The sequence below is a fragment of the Acinetobacter colistiniresistens genome (assembly GCF_000413935.1).
In the GTDB taxonomy this organism is placed as follows: domain Bacteria; phylum Pseudomonadota; class Gammaproteobacteria; order Pseudomonadales; family Moraxellaceae; genus Acinetobacter; species Acinetobacter colistiniresistens.
The window spans coordinates 270327-285418 of record NZ_KE340380.1 but is presented as its reverse complement, the minus strand read 5'-3'; the positions used below and the strand labels follow the sequence as shown (position 1 = coordinate 285418).

The 15092-nt window shown below is 41.2% G+C and carries 11 protein-coding genes; 7 read left to right on the top strand and 4 right to left on the bottom strand.

Translation table 11 applies throughout. The features are described from left to right. Window positions 1-32 precede the first annotated feature (32 nt). The 5 genes from F907_RS08860 (at window position 33) to F907_RS08880 (ending at window position 4498) form a co-directional block, all read left to right on the top strand. The gene (locus F907_RS08860; protein ID WP_005274665.1) at window positions 33-692 is read left to right on the top strand and encodes a hypothetical protein; all 660 of its coding nucleotides are present in this window, start codon (window positions 33-35) and stop codon (window positions 690-692) included. A gap of 154 nt (window positions 693-846) precedes the next feature. Continuing rightward, complete coding sequence (gene rodA / locus F907_RS08865) at window positions 847-1989, top strand: rod shape-determining protein RodA (RefSeq protein ID WP_005274662.1); 1143 nt, start codon at window positions 847-849, stop codon at window positions 1987-1989. A 19-nt stretch (window positions 1990-2008) separates the two neighbouring features. Then, on the top strand, window positions 2009-3010 hold the full coding sequence (gene mltB, locus F907_RS08870; protein ID WP_005274659.1) for a lytic murein transglycosylase B: 1002 nt from the start codon (window positions 2009-2011) through the stop codon (window positions 3008-3010). A gap of 288 nt (window positions 3011-3298) precedes the next feature. Then, window positions 3299-3910 (top strand): septal ring lytic transglycosylase RlpA family protein, encoded by a 612-nt coding sequence (locus F907_RS08875; RefSeq protein WP_005274656.1) that lies wholly within the window; start codon window positions 3299-3301, stop codon window positions 3908-3910. A 135-nt stretch (window positions 3911-4045) separates the two neighbouring features. Then, window positions 4046-4498 carry an Mpo1 family 2-hydroxy fatty acid dioxygenase gene (locus F907_RS08880; RefSeq protein ID WP_016652220.1) on the top strand — a complete coding sequence of 151 codons (453 nt, stop codon included), beginning with the start codon at window positions 4046-4048 and terminating at the stop codon, window positions 4496-4498. Window positions 4499-4538: 40 nt separating this feature from the next. Here F907_RS08880 and F907_RS08885 read toward each other — a convergent pair whose 3' ends face one another. Both F907_RS08885 and sthA read right to left on the bottom strand, forming a co-directional pair. Next, window positions 4539-5012 carry a DUF3465 domain-containing protein gene (locus F907_RS08885; protein ID WP_016652219.1) on the bottom strand — a complete coding sequence of 158 codons (474 nt, stop codon included), beginning with the start codon at window positions 5010-5012 and terminating at the stop codon, window positions 4539-4541. A gap of 78 nt (window positions 5013-5090) precedes the next feature. Beyond that, the gene (sthA, locus tag F907_RS08890) at window positions 5091-6506 is read right to left on the bottom strand and encodes a Si-specific NAD(P)(+) transhydrogenase (RefSeq protein WP_004806376.1); all 1416 of its coding nucleotides are present in this window, start codon (window positions 6504-6506) and stop codon (window positions 5091-5093) included. Between the two features lie 189 nt (window positions 6507-6695). Here sthA and lipA point away from each other — a divergent pair, with 189 nt between their 5' ends. After that, window positions 6696-7709, top strand: a complete 1014-nt coding sequence (gene lipA, locus F907_RS08895; protein ID WP_032862080.1) for a lipoyl synthase — start codon at window positions 6696-6698, stop codon at window positions 7707-7709. 374 nt (window positions 7710-8083) lie between these two features. Beyond that, a complete protein-coding gene (locus F907_RS08900) occupies window positions 8084-9787 on the top strand; it encodes a DUF4394 domain-containing protein (RefSeq protein WP_016652217.1) in 1704 nt (567 codons plus the stop codon). A 61-nt stretch (window positions 9788-9848) separates the two neighbouring features. On the opposite strand, the gene F907_RS08905 is transcribed toward F907_RS08900, so the two are convergent. Together F907_RS08905 and hrpA are read right to left on the bottom strand one after the other, a co-directional pair. Beyond that, complete coding sequence (locus F907_RS08905) at window positions 9849-10955, bottom strand: beta-ketoacyl-ACP synthase III (RefSeq protein ID WP_016652216.1); 1107 nt, start codon at window positions 10953-10955, stop codon at window positions 9849-9851. 45 nt (window positions 10956-11000) lie between these two features. Further along, window positions 11001-14939 carry an ATP-dependent RNA helicase HrpA gene (gene hrpA / locus F907_RS08910; RefSeq protein WP_016652215.1) on the bottom strand — a complete coding sequence of 1313 codons (3939 nt, stop codon included), beginning with the start codon at window positions 14937-14939 and terminating at the stop codon, window positions 11001-11003. Window positions 14940-15092: the final 153 nt, after the last annotated feature.

Below are 15092 nucleotides of genomic sequence, written 5' to 3'. Positions count from 1 at the left end.
ACGAATAAATTTGATATAGAGGACGTTCTTCAATGACCAGTTATTTCGGGATTCTTCCGTCAGCAAGTTTGAGCCAGGACATTCAACTTGCGCAAGCCAACCGTGACAGTAAAGAGCCTCAATACCCTTTACGTGACAAAATTTCTCTACAGCTAACTGATGAGTTAATTGACACTATGTTGGTTCACTTGGTTCAACAATTTCCACCAAGTGACAAACGTGATACGACTGAAGGTCTTGCGATTAAAATTCGTGGCATTGTTGAAACCTTAATGAAACAGCTACTGGGTAAAGCATCTAATGAACAGGTGCTTGAATCTTTAGCGTTCATGGAAAAGAGCCTGTTCATTGATAATGATGGCAAACAACGTATCGGTACTGTGCTACCAGACAGTCTCGTAAGCGATATGAAGAAGAGCTTTGCAGAAGTTGCTGCTGGAAACGGCAAAGAACAACGTGATGCTTTAACGCAACAGTTTAAAAAGTTTGCGGATGCCTTGATCCATCACTTTATGACTGAATTCAATAAAACACTTGGTCTGGGTATGGTGAAACGCGGTGTCGCAAGCGTTGCGACCAGTGGCGTAGAAACTGCTGTTCATATCGTCATTAAGAAACTGATCCCAAGCTTGAGCCAAGTTGAACTTGAAGTCTTTACCAAGCACTTCGACCAACTTTTGGTACAAAAATAAGCTAACCATGATCAGAAAGCGACGATTGCAAAATCGTCGCTTTTTTTATGCCAAAATAATCACCTCTAAATGTCACAATTTCTAAATTTGCATTGTCTAAATCGGTGTTTATGTTAGCATTCGCGGAGCGTTGATTTACTTGATTTAGAATCGCATGTCTCCAAGCTCACAATACAAATTTTTGCGTCAAGCACCACGTGATGGCTTGAGTACCGCTAATCAGCCCTCTCGTTGGCAACAACTCCACCTCGACCCTTGGCTGTGTCTATTTTTAGTCCTAAATGCCGCACTCGGATTAACTGTTCTATATAGTGCATCAGCACAAGATGTTGGTCTTGTGAGTAAACAGGCAATGAGTTTTGCGATAGGGTTCGGGGTCATGTTCGGTTTGGCTCAGATTCCTCCAAAAGTGTATCAGGCATTTTCACCTTACTTTTATGTATTCGGTGTATTGTGCCTGATTGCAGTGATGGTCTTTGGTGAAGTGCGTATGGGTGCCCAGCGTTGGATTGATATTCCTGGCTTTGGTAGCGTGCAACCCAGCGAGTTTATGAAAATTGGCATGCCAATGATGGTGGCTTGGTTTTTGTCACGCAAAGCACTACCTCCGAGCTTTTCACAAGTCATCCTGTCTTTAATGTTGATTGTTGTTCCTTTTCTTTTAATTGCTGAACAACCCGACTTAGGCACTTCTTTACTGGTACTTGCCAGTGGTATTTTTGTACTGTTCCTCAGTGGCCTCTCATGGAAGCTGATCGCGGGTGCTGCGGGTGTAGCAGGTGTTATTATTCCAATTGCATGGGAATTCTTGCTGCATGACTATCAACGTCAACGGGTCTTAACTTTATTCAACCCAGAAGCCGATGCACTCGGAACAGGTTGGAACATTATTCAATCAAAAACGGCGATTGGTTCGGGTGGCTTCTCAGGCAAAGGTTTTTTGGAGGGCACGCAATCCCACCTACACTTTTTACCTGAAGGTCATACTGACTTTATTATTGCAGCGTATTCAGAAGAGTTTGGCTTGATTGGTGTTACCCTACTTATTCTTCTCTATTGCGCAATTATTTTTAGAACCTTCCAAATTGGCCTTCAAAGCTTCCATAACTATGGTCGTTTGGTTGCTGGTGCATTTGGTTTGTCCTTTTTTGTTTATGTATTTGTAAACGCAGGCATGGTCAGTGGTATTTTACCTGTAGTAGGTGTGCCTTTGCCGTTCATGAGTTATGGCGGAACTGCAATTATTACTCTTATGTCAACTTTTGGACTGGTTATGTCTATTCATACACATCGATAATGAGGAATTTTATAAACTTATGTTTCTTCCTACTTTGAATAAAACTTTTAAATTTTTGACTTTAAGCGCTGGTTTATTCTTGAGCAGCAATTGGGTACAAGCAAATGAATTCTATACCCATCCCAATTATCCTGCATTTAAACAAAAAGCGATGGCAACTTATGGCTTAAGCGGTGAGCAAATTGATGCCGCCATGAGCGGTGCACGCAACTTACCCAATATTTTAAACATCATGACACGTCCTGGTGAAAGTAAACCATGGTACGAATATCGTTCAATGTTTTTAGCCGAAGGAACCATCCAACGCGGCGTTCGTTTTAAAAACCAGTATGATGATGTGCTGAATCGCGCAGAACAGCAATATGGCGTGCCTAAGTCAGTCATTCTAGGGATTTTAGGGGTAGAGACAGGTTATGGCGCCAATAAAGGCTCTTTCATCACGAGAGATGCTTTGGCAACGCTGGCCTTTGGTTATCCACGACGTGCTGACTATTTTAGTGATGAACTCGCGGCCTTGATTTCTTGGACCTATAAAGAAGGTTACCCGACCAACAGTATCGTGGGTTCTTATGCAGGTGCAATTGGTTACCCTCAGTTTATGCCAAGTAATATTCAAAAATTAGGTGTGGACTATGATGGTAATGGCCATATTGATTTAAGAAATTCTGCTGCAGATGCCATTGGATCAATTGCCAACTATTTAGCTCAACATGGTTGGCAACGTGATCGCCCAATTGGCTTCCCTGCGCGATATACAGGTAACAATCCTGATAGCATCATTGCCAAGGATTTAACCCAACCAACACCTTATGGTGAGTTGAAAAGATTAGGGATCGCACCTGTCAACCCTTTGGTCAAAATTGATGATCTCGACTTGGTCAATGTCATTCAATTACAAGATCAATTTGGTCCAATCTACTATATTACTTATCCAAATTTCCAAGTCATCACGACCTACAACAGAAGCCGTATGTATGCAACTGCTGTATGGTTATTAGGCACAGAAGTAGCTAGCCGATAGGCTAGCTTTTTGCAACACAATGAAAAGTCAATAAATTTTTTATTAAAAAAGTACACAGATTCAGCAAATTTTATAAATTGTTACAATATTGATTATTTTTTAACCAGAAACTGTAAGTTTTTGCCCTTTTTGTAACTATTTATCGTCAAGGACTAGACACACTTCGTAAGCGATGAATATTATCGCCGCAAGATAAAGTAATTGCAAAAGTGAATAATTAGACATGTGCACTATATTTCAAGATGTTTTTATTGAAATAGAAAAGCATGTTCTCTAGGAGTTTATACAATGCAGTTTTCGCTAAAATATATTCTAGCGCTGACGGCAGGCTTAAGTTTAAGCCCGTTACATGCTGAAATGGTACAGTCTTCATCATTATCAAATGATGTGGAAGGTTCTAATTTGGCTGCCCGCGTTCTAAGCAAAGATTCTCAAAATTTTAATTCTCGTTTCTCTAACGTTAATAGTCTTTCAATCACTGAGAGTTCAGGTGACAAAGTACGTCGCCAAACGATTGCTGCTAAGATCGATATCCCAGCAGAAGAGCCTTCAGTGATTGAAAAACTGAATACTGTTGCTTCGAACACTGTTCGTAAATTCAGCCAAAGCGGCGTTGCATCATGGTATGGTCGTCAATTCCATGGTCGCAAAACAGCAAGCGGTGAAACATTCGATATGAATGCAATGACTGCTGCGCACCGTAGCCTTCCTTTGAACTGTTACATCCGTGTAACTAACAAAGACAATGGTAAAAGTGTTGTTGTCAAAGTTAACGATCGTGGTCCATTCCATGGTAACCGTGTATTAGACTTATCTTATGGTGCTGCTAAGCAACTGGGTATGTCGAGCGCAGGTACAGGCAATGTGAGTATCGAACGTGTTGATGGCCCTAACTCTTAATCGTTAAGACCTCAGCTAAAAAGCCGCTTATTGCGGCTTTTTTTATTTTATACATGCCATTTTTTAATACTTTGCGCCCTATCCTATTCTTCGGTATATTGAATACATAAAAATGAATACAGCAAGGAGCGCGCAGTGAAATCAATCGACGAATGGTTTGACGAATATAGTGACAGCCACCAAAACCAAACCAACAAAAAAATCCATTGGGTCTGTGTTCCCGCAATTCTATTTTCAATCATTGGTATTCTGGCGCACTTTAGTACCTTGCTAACCGCATTACTCTTAGTATTAACCCTTGTCTTTTATGCCCGTTTAGATATTGTTTTAGCTGTGGCGATGGCAGCGTTATTAGCAGTAATGGCATGGCTGATTGTGATTTTACCTGTCGGCGTTGGCTTCTATATTGGCGTGTTTGTGATTGCATGGATCGGGCAGTTTTATGGGCACAAAGTTGAAGGTAAGAAGCCTTCTTTCTTTAAAGACTTGCAATTCCTTCTAATTGGCCCTGTATGGTGCATGGACGCTTATTTAGCTAAAGTCCTACCTAAATGGAAACTTCGTCAAAAATCAGCGATTACAGGCTAATTTAGCGCACATCTTGCAACTCACCCACTAGGGAAGAACGTTATTGATACATTCTTCCCTGATATTTCAGCCAACCATCAACATGTTTGCCACGTGGATCGTGATGAGTCCAGTGAACAACTCCACCTTTCTGGCTGTATTCATATTCACCAAAGAACTCAACTGTATCACCTTTTTTAAGGCCTTCGATTCTTGGGGCTAAATCAATATTATGCGCAATCAAAACCGTTAAACCATTCTCCAGCTTGAGAATCATTTTTTGATGTCTTGAACCTTCGTTATCATCTGGCAAAACTGCTTTCACGATGCCTTGCGCCTGCACTTGCACATTGCTCCGTTGTTGCTGGTAAGCCTGCATGATCTTCTGTTGATCATCAATAGAGACTTGACTACTTGAGGTCTGTGTAGGCGAATTACGATCTGTATTTTGTTTCTGCTTAAAATCAAAACCAAAATAAGCAGCAACTAATACAATAATGACAATAATGATCAAATTATTTTTTTGAGAGCTCATATCTACTTTTCTCAAGCATAAGACGGCAAAATGCCAATCAATTTGATTGGCATTTTAATCATACAACGTCTATATCACTTAGAACAGACGATTCATACCATTCAACGCTGCAACGCGATAAGCTTCCGCCATGGTTGGATAGTTGAAGGTCGTTTCAACAAAGTATTTCAACGTATTGTTTGGACTGTGCATCACCACTTGTCCAATGTGAATAATCTCAGCCGCATTGTTACCAAAGCAGTGAATACCCAAGACCTCTAAGGTGTCACGATTGAACAGAATCTTCAACTCGCCTACTGTATCACCTGTAATCTGTGCACGTGCCAAGTGACGGAAAGATGCCTGCCCTACTTCATAAGGTACCTTTTCTTCAGTCAATTCTTGCTCAGTCTTACCAATCGATGAAATCTCTGGAATGGTATAAATGCCTGTTGGTACATCACGGATTGGCTTGACATTCTTTTCGCCTACCATGTTTGCACCCGCGCAACGACCTTGGTCATACGCAGCCGATGCCAAAGATGGCCAGCCAATGACATCACCCGCCGCATAAATATTTTCAGCTTCAGTTTGATATTGATCATTCACCATGAGCTGGCCACGACCATTTGGAACCAAACCAACATTTTCCAAACCTAGACCATCGGTATTACCCGAGCGACCGTTACACCACAAAATCGCATCGGCTTTGATTTTCTTACCGCTGAGCAAATGCAAGACCACATGGTCATCAAAGGTTTCTAAACGATCGATTTGTTCATTGTGACGAATCAATACGCCTTGTTCGCGTAAGTGATATGACAATGCATCGGCAATTTCATCATCCAGATAGCTTAAAAGTTTTTGCTGAGTGTTAATCAAATCAACTTTATGATCGAGTCCAATGAAGATAGATGCATATTCGCAACCAATCACACCTGCACCATAAATGATAATTTTCTGGATTGAATAATCAAGATCAAGAATCTTATCCGAATCAAATACACGTGGATGATTAAAATCAAGGCCTTTTGGCTGGTATGGACGACTACCTGTTGCAATCACGATCTGCTTGCAAATAATGGTATCTTTAATGCCATCCTGACCAAAAATCAAAACTGTGTTTTTGTCTTGGATATAGGCACGACCGTGGAAAACTTCGATTTTATTGCGGTCATAAAAACGTGTATGCGTATCAACTTGCTGTTGAATGACTTTATGCGCATTACGCAACACCTGTTTCATGGTGAATTGTTTCCACTCACCGACTTTTTGAAACATTGGATCACGTTGATAACGAATAATACTTGAAACTGTTTGACGTAATGCTTTACTTGGAATTGTTCCTACGTGTGCGCAGTTACCACCGAGTTGATCTCGAACATCAACGATTGCAACACGTTTACCTGCTTTTGCAAGCTTCATTGCCGCGCCTTCGCCAGCTGGGCCAGAACCGAGAATTACTGCATCATATTTAACAATATTCCCACCAACGACCTCTTTCTTACGTGGCATTCAAAGCTCCTTTGTTTCTAACCGTTTTTGCTTTATATATGATAACCAATATGCAGGCAGATGATGTATTTCACAACTATATATTTTTATATATTTACATTTTCAAAATGAATACCACTTTTCATGCTTTATTACAGCAAATTTGACTATAATAACGGGATATCTCAAGTCAAAGGCTGTAGAAATTATATGTCTGAACACCGTAAACCTGAACAGGGTATAAAACTTCGTGGCGCGGAAAAAGTCGCAAGAATTCCTGTAAAAGTTATCCCTACGGTTGAAGTACCTCGCAAACCTGACTGGATTCGAGTCAAGATGACCGCTCCAGAAGAAGTTCAGCGTATCAAAACAACCTTGCGCTCGCAAAAACTGCATACTGTATGTGAAGAAGCTGCTTGTCCCAACCTACCTGAATGTTTCGGTGGTGGTACAGCAACCTTTATGATCATGGGTGACATCTGTACACGTCGTTGTCCTTTCTGTGACGTTGCACATGGTCGTCCAAATGCTTTAGATCCAGATGAACCTCGTCATATGGCAGAAACCATTTCCAATCTCGGCCTCAAATATGCCGTGATTACCTCGGTTGACCGTGACGACCTTTTGGATGGTGGTGCTCAACACTTCGTTGATTGTATCAAAGAAGCCCGTGCATTAAGCCCAAAAACCTTATTGGAAATTCTGGTACCTGACTTCCGTGGTCGTATGGATATTGCCTTACGCATCATGACTGAATGTCCTCCAGACGTATTCAACCACAACATTGAAACTGTGCCGCGTTTGTATAAAGCGATGCGTCCAGGTTCTGATTATCAGCACTCTTTAACGCTGTTAAAAATGTTTAAAGAATACTGCCCTGATGTACCAACAAAATGTGGTTTGATGGTCGGTATCGGTGAAACTGAAGAAGAAGTGATTGCCCTGCTCGATGATCTTAGAGCACATGATGTTGACTACATTACCATTGGTCAATATCTACAGCCTTCTAAGCAACATGCACCAATTGACCGCTTTGTTACACCAGAAGAGTTCGAGCGTTATGCAGAACATGGTCGTAAACTCGGTTTTAGAAATATCTGGTCTGCGCCAATGGTTCGCTCAAGCTACTTTGCTGATCGCCAATACCATGGTGAGCCTGTACCGGCAGTACGTCGCAAAGTCGATCCTGCCAAGAAAATTGCAGTTCAAACGATTGAAGCTTAAGCTTCAATAAAAAAAGAGAGAATTCTAATATTCTCTCTTTTTTTATATCTCAAAATCCGGGCTTCAATAAACTTAAGTATAAAAATAGACTTTCTTATTCGCTGTGAAATCAGTGTGAATAATTACAACTCAAAACCCAACTACAAAAAAACCATATAAAAACATTAATTTACTTCAACCTACCCCCTCTATATCCTGATTAGACCGAATATAAAGTTGTTAAACCGTACATTTAAAGAATAAAGCCGAAATTTTTATTTAAAGCCACTCCTCTAGGCCATTCAACTACTAGAAGCTCAACGTTTTATGAATAACAGGGAACATTTCTGCAAAGTTTCTTATAACCAAAAATACATTAATCAGGATTCAAAACGATGAAGAAGAGAGTATTCACACTGACCGCTGCAACACTGGGAAGCTTAATATTATTAGGCTGTAATAATGATTCAAACAATGACTCCGAGATAGTCAATACCAATACAGGTGATACCTTAATTTTGACCAACAATGGGATGATCAGCTCAATAGATAGAATGACACCAAATACAATTGTCTCGAATCTTAAGATTACCGATTTACAGCCTGGTGATGAACTTGTAGGAATTGATTATCGGCCTAAAGACAGTAAACTTTATGCAGTTGGTTTATTAGGAAACATTTATACACTTAACCCATCAACAGGTGTTGCTACATTTGTTAAAAAACTAATTGCAGACCCAACCGATACCACCGATGGAAATGAACCATTTACAAAAATTATAGGTGATGCAAATCTCATCACAGTCAATTTCAATCCAGTTGCTGACCGTTTAAGAGTTATGACCAATACTGGACAAAACCTTCGAATTAATGTTGATACAGGTGCAACAATAACGGATGGTGCAATTAATTTAGCAGGGAGTAGTCCTACTGTTGTTGCAGGTGCATATACCAATGCATTTGCAGGCACAGGATCTACAAAGCTTTTCAGCATAGACCAAAACTCTGATCGAATTTATTTGCAAAATGCTAATGCGGGTACACTTGGAAGTTCAGCCGTACTAGGTTCAGATATAAATACCAACGGTGGCGGCGGATTTGATATTGACCCAGTCAATAATATTGGATTTGCTGCTCTAAAACTCATGTCTGGGTCGTATAAATTTTACCAACTTAACCTTGCTAATATTGGCACGAATAATGATGCCATTTTTGCAACGAGCGAATTAAACAGTCATTTTAATAGTATGGGGATTCGCGGGATCGCGTTAAAAAGAGCCGCAGACTCAACCGCCCAAGGCTTTGGTTTAACCGCAAATAATAAACTAATAAATTTTGCATTAAGCAATCCCAATTCAGTATCAGAAAAATCCTTAAAAGGTTTGCTGGTTGATGAAAAACTTATTGGTATTGATTACCGACTAAGAACTGCGACAGGAAATTCAGCCATACTGTACGGACTCAGCAACAAAGCAAATCTGTATACCATTAACACTGATTCTGGTTTAGCAAGCTTAGTCACTACATTAAAACCGGCAGCAGGCAGTGGTTTTACGACTTTACAAGGCACGAGCTTTGCAGTTGATTTCAATCCAACAGCCGATCGCCTTCGTGTGATCAGTGATACAGGGCAAAACTTACGAATAAATGTTGATACTGGCGAAACGATTAAAGATGGTGATATCAATGGAGCTTCGGGTGCCAAAGTAACAGCAGCAGCTTATACAAATAGTTTTAAAACACCTATAGATACACTTAGTACAGAACTTTTTGATCTAGATCAAAGTAATAAAACACTGACTAAACAAAATCCTCCAAATAATGGAACACTAAATTTGATTGGAGATTTAGGCATTAACCTTGGCCTAGATAATGGCTTTGATATTGCGGGTGGAGACAATGGTTATGCCCTTGCTACCGTTTCAAATGAATCAGGGCCATCTATACTCTATCGTATTGATATAAATAGTGATACTACGATTACAACACCTCGTGCAAGATTAGCAATTAATGTCGATGGCGCACCAAATTTATCAGCATCGACTATTGGAAATAGCTCCACCCCACAAGTGATTGATTTAGCAATTTTATTTAAATAAACCTGATACACAAATAAAAAACACCACAATTGTGGTGTTTTTTTATTATTAAAACAAAAGCTTAAGCAATATGTTTTTGTACCACAATCGAACCAACAGAATAACCCGCACCGAATGAAGAAATCACTGCATACTCACCATCATTGACCTGCTCACCGGTACGATGCATTGCAATAATTACACCTGCTGATGAGGTATTGGCAAACTCATCCAGAATGATTGGTGCACGTGCCAAATCAGCATCTTTGCCCACCACCAGTTTCAAAATCAGTTCATTCATATTGGCATTGGCTTGGTGTAACCAGAAACGTTTAATTTGCTCAGCGGTTAATTCCAGTTTCTGCAATTGTGCCGTAATGATTTTCGCAACCAGCGGACAAACTTCTTTAAAGACTTTACGGCCATCTTGACGGAATAATTTGTCGTCCACCACCGCATCTTCACTACGGTTTAAGAAACCGAAGTTATTACGAATATTATTTGAGAACTGGGTAAACAAATGAATATCTAAAATTTCAAAGCCAGATTTGCTTTCCGTTTCCTCAATGATCGATGCAGTTGCAACATCACCAAAGATAAAGTGTGCATCACGGGTACGATAATCCAAATGGCCTGAAGTAATCTCAACATTCAGCAACAACACACGACGAGCACCACATTTCACCGCATCATAGGCTTGTTTCAAACCGAATGTTGCCGCAGAACAAGCCACATTCATATCATAGGCATAGCCTTGAATACCCAATGCTGACTGGATTTCAATCGCCACTGCCGGATAGGCACGCTGCATATTTGAACATGCCAAAATGACAACATCGATGTCTTCTGCAGTGACGCCGGCATTTTCCATCGCTTGTTTCGCAGCGATCACACCCCACTCCGCTTGGAGTGAAAGCTCATCATTACTACGCTCTTGCAAACGCGGGCGTAAACGATTCGGATCTAAAATACCTGATTTTTCGACCACGTAACGGCGTTTAATCCCTGATGCTTTTTCAATAAACTCAGGGCTTGAGCCGCGTAATGCCTCAATCTCGCCTGCTTCGATTTGAGCTGCGTGGTCTTGGTTATACTGTTCTACATAAGCATTTAAACTTTCAACCAACTCTTCATTGGAAATAGATTCGGTTGGGTGGAATAAACCTGTACCAGTTATACGGATGCCCATGTAAAACTCCTGTAAAGAATGCTTCTAACTTTCATATTTCTCAGTTTAACCGATTGCTAATCGATCCCATAGTTTTTGTAATCTAGTTGGTGAAATAGGCAGCTTTGTTTTCATCGGCTGAGAAAACAAGGAAATTCTGAGTTCTTCCAACATCAAATACAATTCTTTGATTCTAGGATCATTTTTAAATTTAAACACTTTGTCCATCCATGGATCGACATCATCAATTGCAGCAAGGTCTCGTTGTAGATTATTTGGCAAACGATCTAAACGCAATAGCAATGCTCTTAAATAGCGCGGGTATTCCTGCCAAATCTCGGGAGGACGGCTATACACAAAGTTCGCCAATGACATTAAATCAAGCTGATCTTCGATATCATCCACACTTCGACCAAAAATACTCTGATCCAAGACCAATAGTTCACGGCGAATCTGCTGCCATTGAGTAAATATTTCAGTTAAATCACTCAATGTCTGTTGACCATTTGCTAAAAACTGCTTTTTAGTTTCAGCCAGTAATTGCTGAAACTCATCTGAATTTTTAGGTAGTTCCTGAATCGAAACCTGTAAGGTTGCATAGACCAGCATTTGCTCCAGTTTGGCACGATCCCCCAACGGCGAATAAGCCAATGCCAACGGTTTGGAAATCTGCTTTTTCAATTGACGGATTAAATCTCCCAATTGCATATGCACCAGACGAATCACCCCTTCACGATGTTGCTTGATCGCTTCATCTTGATCATTGAAGGTTTGAATCACCACGCCCGATTCATCTTTGGCATCAAGCTCAGCAAATCGCTTACTTGGAACCAAAGCCTGATATTGCTTGACGATCACGCCCGTCACTTTTTGTGAGGCTTCAAATACAAAATTCTCAGGGAAGGTCTGGAACTCACCGGCTTGCTGTTTCACTGGACGATGAGTTTCAACACGACAACGTGCTTTTAACTCATCTAAGTCACGGCCTTGGGCAATGAGTTTACCTTTTTCATCCAGTACCTTAATAAAAGGCACCAGATATTGATCAATTCGCTCGAAAGAAAAATCTTTTTCCGTAATCTGTTCACCACGTAAAGCAAAGGCCAAATAATTAAATAGATGCTCACGTAAATGTACCGCATCAATGCCTTGCATCAACTTTTTCGCGGTATCTGGAATCGGAACCAGATTACGACGTTTATCTTTAGGAAGTGCTTTGAGCAAAGCTTCAATTAAATCTTGTCGCCAACCAGGAATTCCCCAAGACCATTGCTTTTCATCTACTTGCGGTAAAGCCTGCACAGGGATTTTAACCGTTGCCCCATCTTCATCATGACTTGGATCAAAACGATAGCTTGCAGCCAAACGTAACTGACCATTATGTAAATAATCAGGGAATTGTTGCGTGGTGGGACGATCATTCATCCACAAAGCATCATCTTCAACGAACAGGTAGCGTGGATTGTCTGTTTCTACTGTTGCCCGCCAATCTTCAAAGCTACGACGACTGGCAATTTCCTCTGGCACTTTCTCGGCATAGAACTGGTAAATGGTTTCCTCATCGACCACTAAATCGCGACGACGCAACTTATCTTCTACCCGTTCAACTTCTTCGAGTTTCAGTAGGTTGTGCTTTAAAAACGGCGGTGTAACACCTAAATTACCCGTAGTCAGAGCATCACGTAAGAAGATTTCATGTGCCGCAGGCTGATCTACTTTCTCAAAATTCACCATGCGCTTCGGTTCAATGATTAAACCAAACAATGAAATTTGCGCATAAGCATTGACGATGCCTGCTTTTTTCGACCAATGTGGCTCGAAATAGTGATATTTCAATAGGTCTCGTGCTGCCAACAAAATCCATTCAGGATCAATTTTTGCCAAAGTACGTAAATACACCTGAGAAGTTTCCACCATCTCAAAGGCCATAACCCAAGCAGTATTGGTCTTGTGTAGGGTACTGGCTGGGAACACTTTGGCTTTCTGCTGACGTACAGCCATAAAAGTATTACGTTCATCTGTTTTATTGGCAATAAATGAAAGCAGCCCTGTTAAAAGTGCACGGTGCAAGTTTTCGTAATTCGCACCTTTTTCATTAAAACTGAGTTTTAAACCTTCAGCCAGTTCAACCAATTGTTGATGGGTTTGCTTCCATTCACGTAAGCGCAACCAACTCAAGAAATGCTGCCGTGCAAACTGACGGCGCTTGTTTTCGGTTTGTGTGTCAGGACTGGTCTGAATGGTATTCCAGAGTTTTAAATAAAAGAGGAAATCTGAATCTGCTTCTTTGAATAAGGCATGCTTTTGATCGGCCTGCATTTGTTTATCGGCCGGACGTTCACGCGGATCTTGAATAGCCAAGGCACTAACAATAATCAGCGTCTCTTTAAGTACGCCAAAGTGCGCACCGCCAATCAACATTCGTGCCAGTCGTGGGTCAATCGGCATACGCGCCATCATTTGACCGACTTTGGTTAAGCTATCTGGACTTCCCCCTTTGGTAAAGGGGGATTGAGGGGGATTATCTCTAGATGAATCTCCCCCAACCCCTTTTTGGGAAAGAGGGGCTTTTTTATCTGTTAATGCACCCAACTCAATCAAGAGTTTGCGACCATCATTCACCAGACGAAAATCAGGTGGTTCAATGAAATCAAAATCTTCCAGACTGCCCAGACCTAAACTTTGCATCTGCAAAATCACGGAAGCCAAGTTGGTTCGTTTAATCTCAGGTTCGGTAAACTCAGGACGGCTTAAAAAGTCTTCTTCGCTGTACAAACGAATACAGACACCCGCAGCAATACGCCCACAGCGGCCTTTACGCTGATTGGCTGCTGCCTGTGAAATCGCTTCAATCGGTAATCGCTGTACCCGTGAACGGTGGTTATAGCGGGAAATACGGGCAAAACCACTATCAATCACATAACGAATATTCGGCACCGTCAACGCCGTTTCCGCCACGTTAGTGGCAATAATAATGCGCCGTCCTTTACCACTTGGACTAAAAATCTTTTGCTGTTCAGCCAGCGCCAAACGTGCATATAAAGGCAGTACCTCAGTATGTCGAGGACCATGCTTTTGCAAGGTTTCCTGTAATTCCCGAATTTCTTGCTCGGTACTGGCAAAAATCAGAATATCGGCATGTTCAGGATGACCACGACTTTCTGCATCGGCAAAACATTCTTCGACTGCCTGTACCACAGCACGTGGTAGATTTTCTTCAAAGTCATCGAACTCATCATCATCACTACCGACAATACTCAACTCGGAGATGGGACGATAACGCACTTCCACAGGGAAGCTTCGCCCTTCCACTTCAAAGATTGGAGCTTCATTAAAGTATTGGCTAAAACGGTTTACATCCAAAGTCGCAGAGGTCACGATCACTTTTAAATCAGGACGCTTTGGCAATAACTGCTTAAGATAACCCATGATAAAGTCAATATTGAGTGAACGTTCGTGCGCTTCATCAATAATGATGGTGTCGTATTTCGAAAGGAAACGATCATTGGTGAGCTCTGCTAACAGAATACCGTCCGTCATCAAACGTACAATGGAGTCTTGAGAACCTTGCTCGTTAAAACGGACCTTAAAACCAATCGCATCCCCCAGCTTTTGCCCCACTTCTTCCGCAATACGTTGCGAGACACTACGTGCAGCCAATCGACGTGGCTGAGTATGACCAATCATGCCTGTAAGACCACGACCCGCCAACATCGCAATTTGCGGTAGTTGCGTGGTTTTACCCGAGCCGGTTTCCCCTGCCACAATAATGACTTGATGCTTTTGAATCGCAGTAATCAGGCGATCTGCATATTGAGTAACAGGCAAGTCTTGATTGAGCTTGATTTGCGGTATGCGGGCTAAACGCTGTTTAACTTTATGATTGGACTGTTCAAATAGTTTTTCGATGTCTGCTGTTTCTGTTTTCTTATCCTTGCGCAGTCGATTTAAACGGTGACGGTCACGTGCCATAACCCATTGATCTACATTTAAATGACTCTGCACTGAACAGCTTTCCTGAAAATAAAAAGAATCGCCTATTTTACGCCTTAAAACCTTGCTATGCAAAGAAACCGTATAATCTCTTCAGAGCAATATATAAAAAGAAGAATTGCTGCTACTGTCATGCTGTATCACACCTCTCATTGAAAGCTCTTA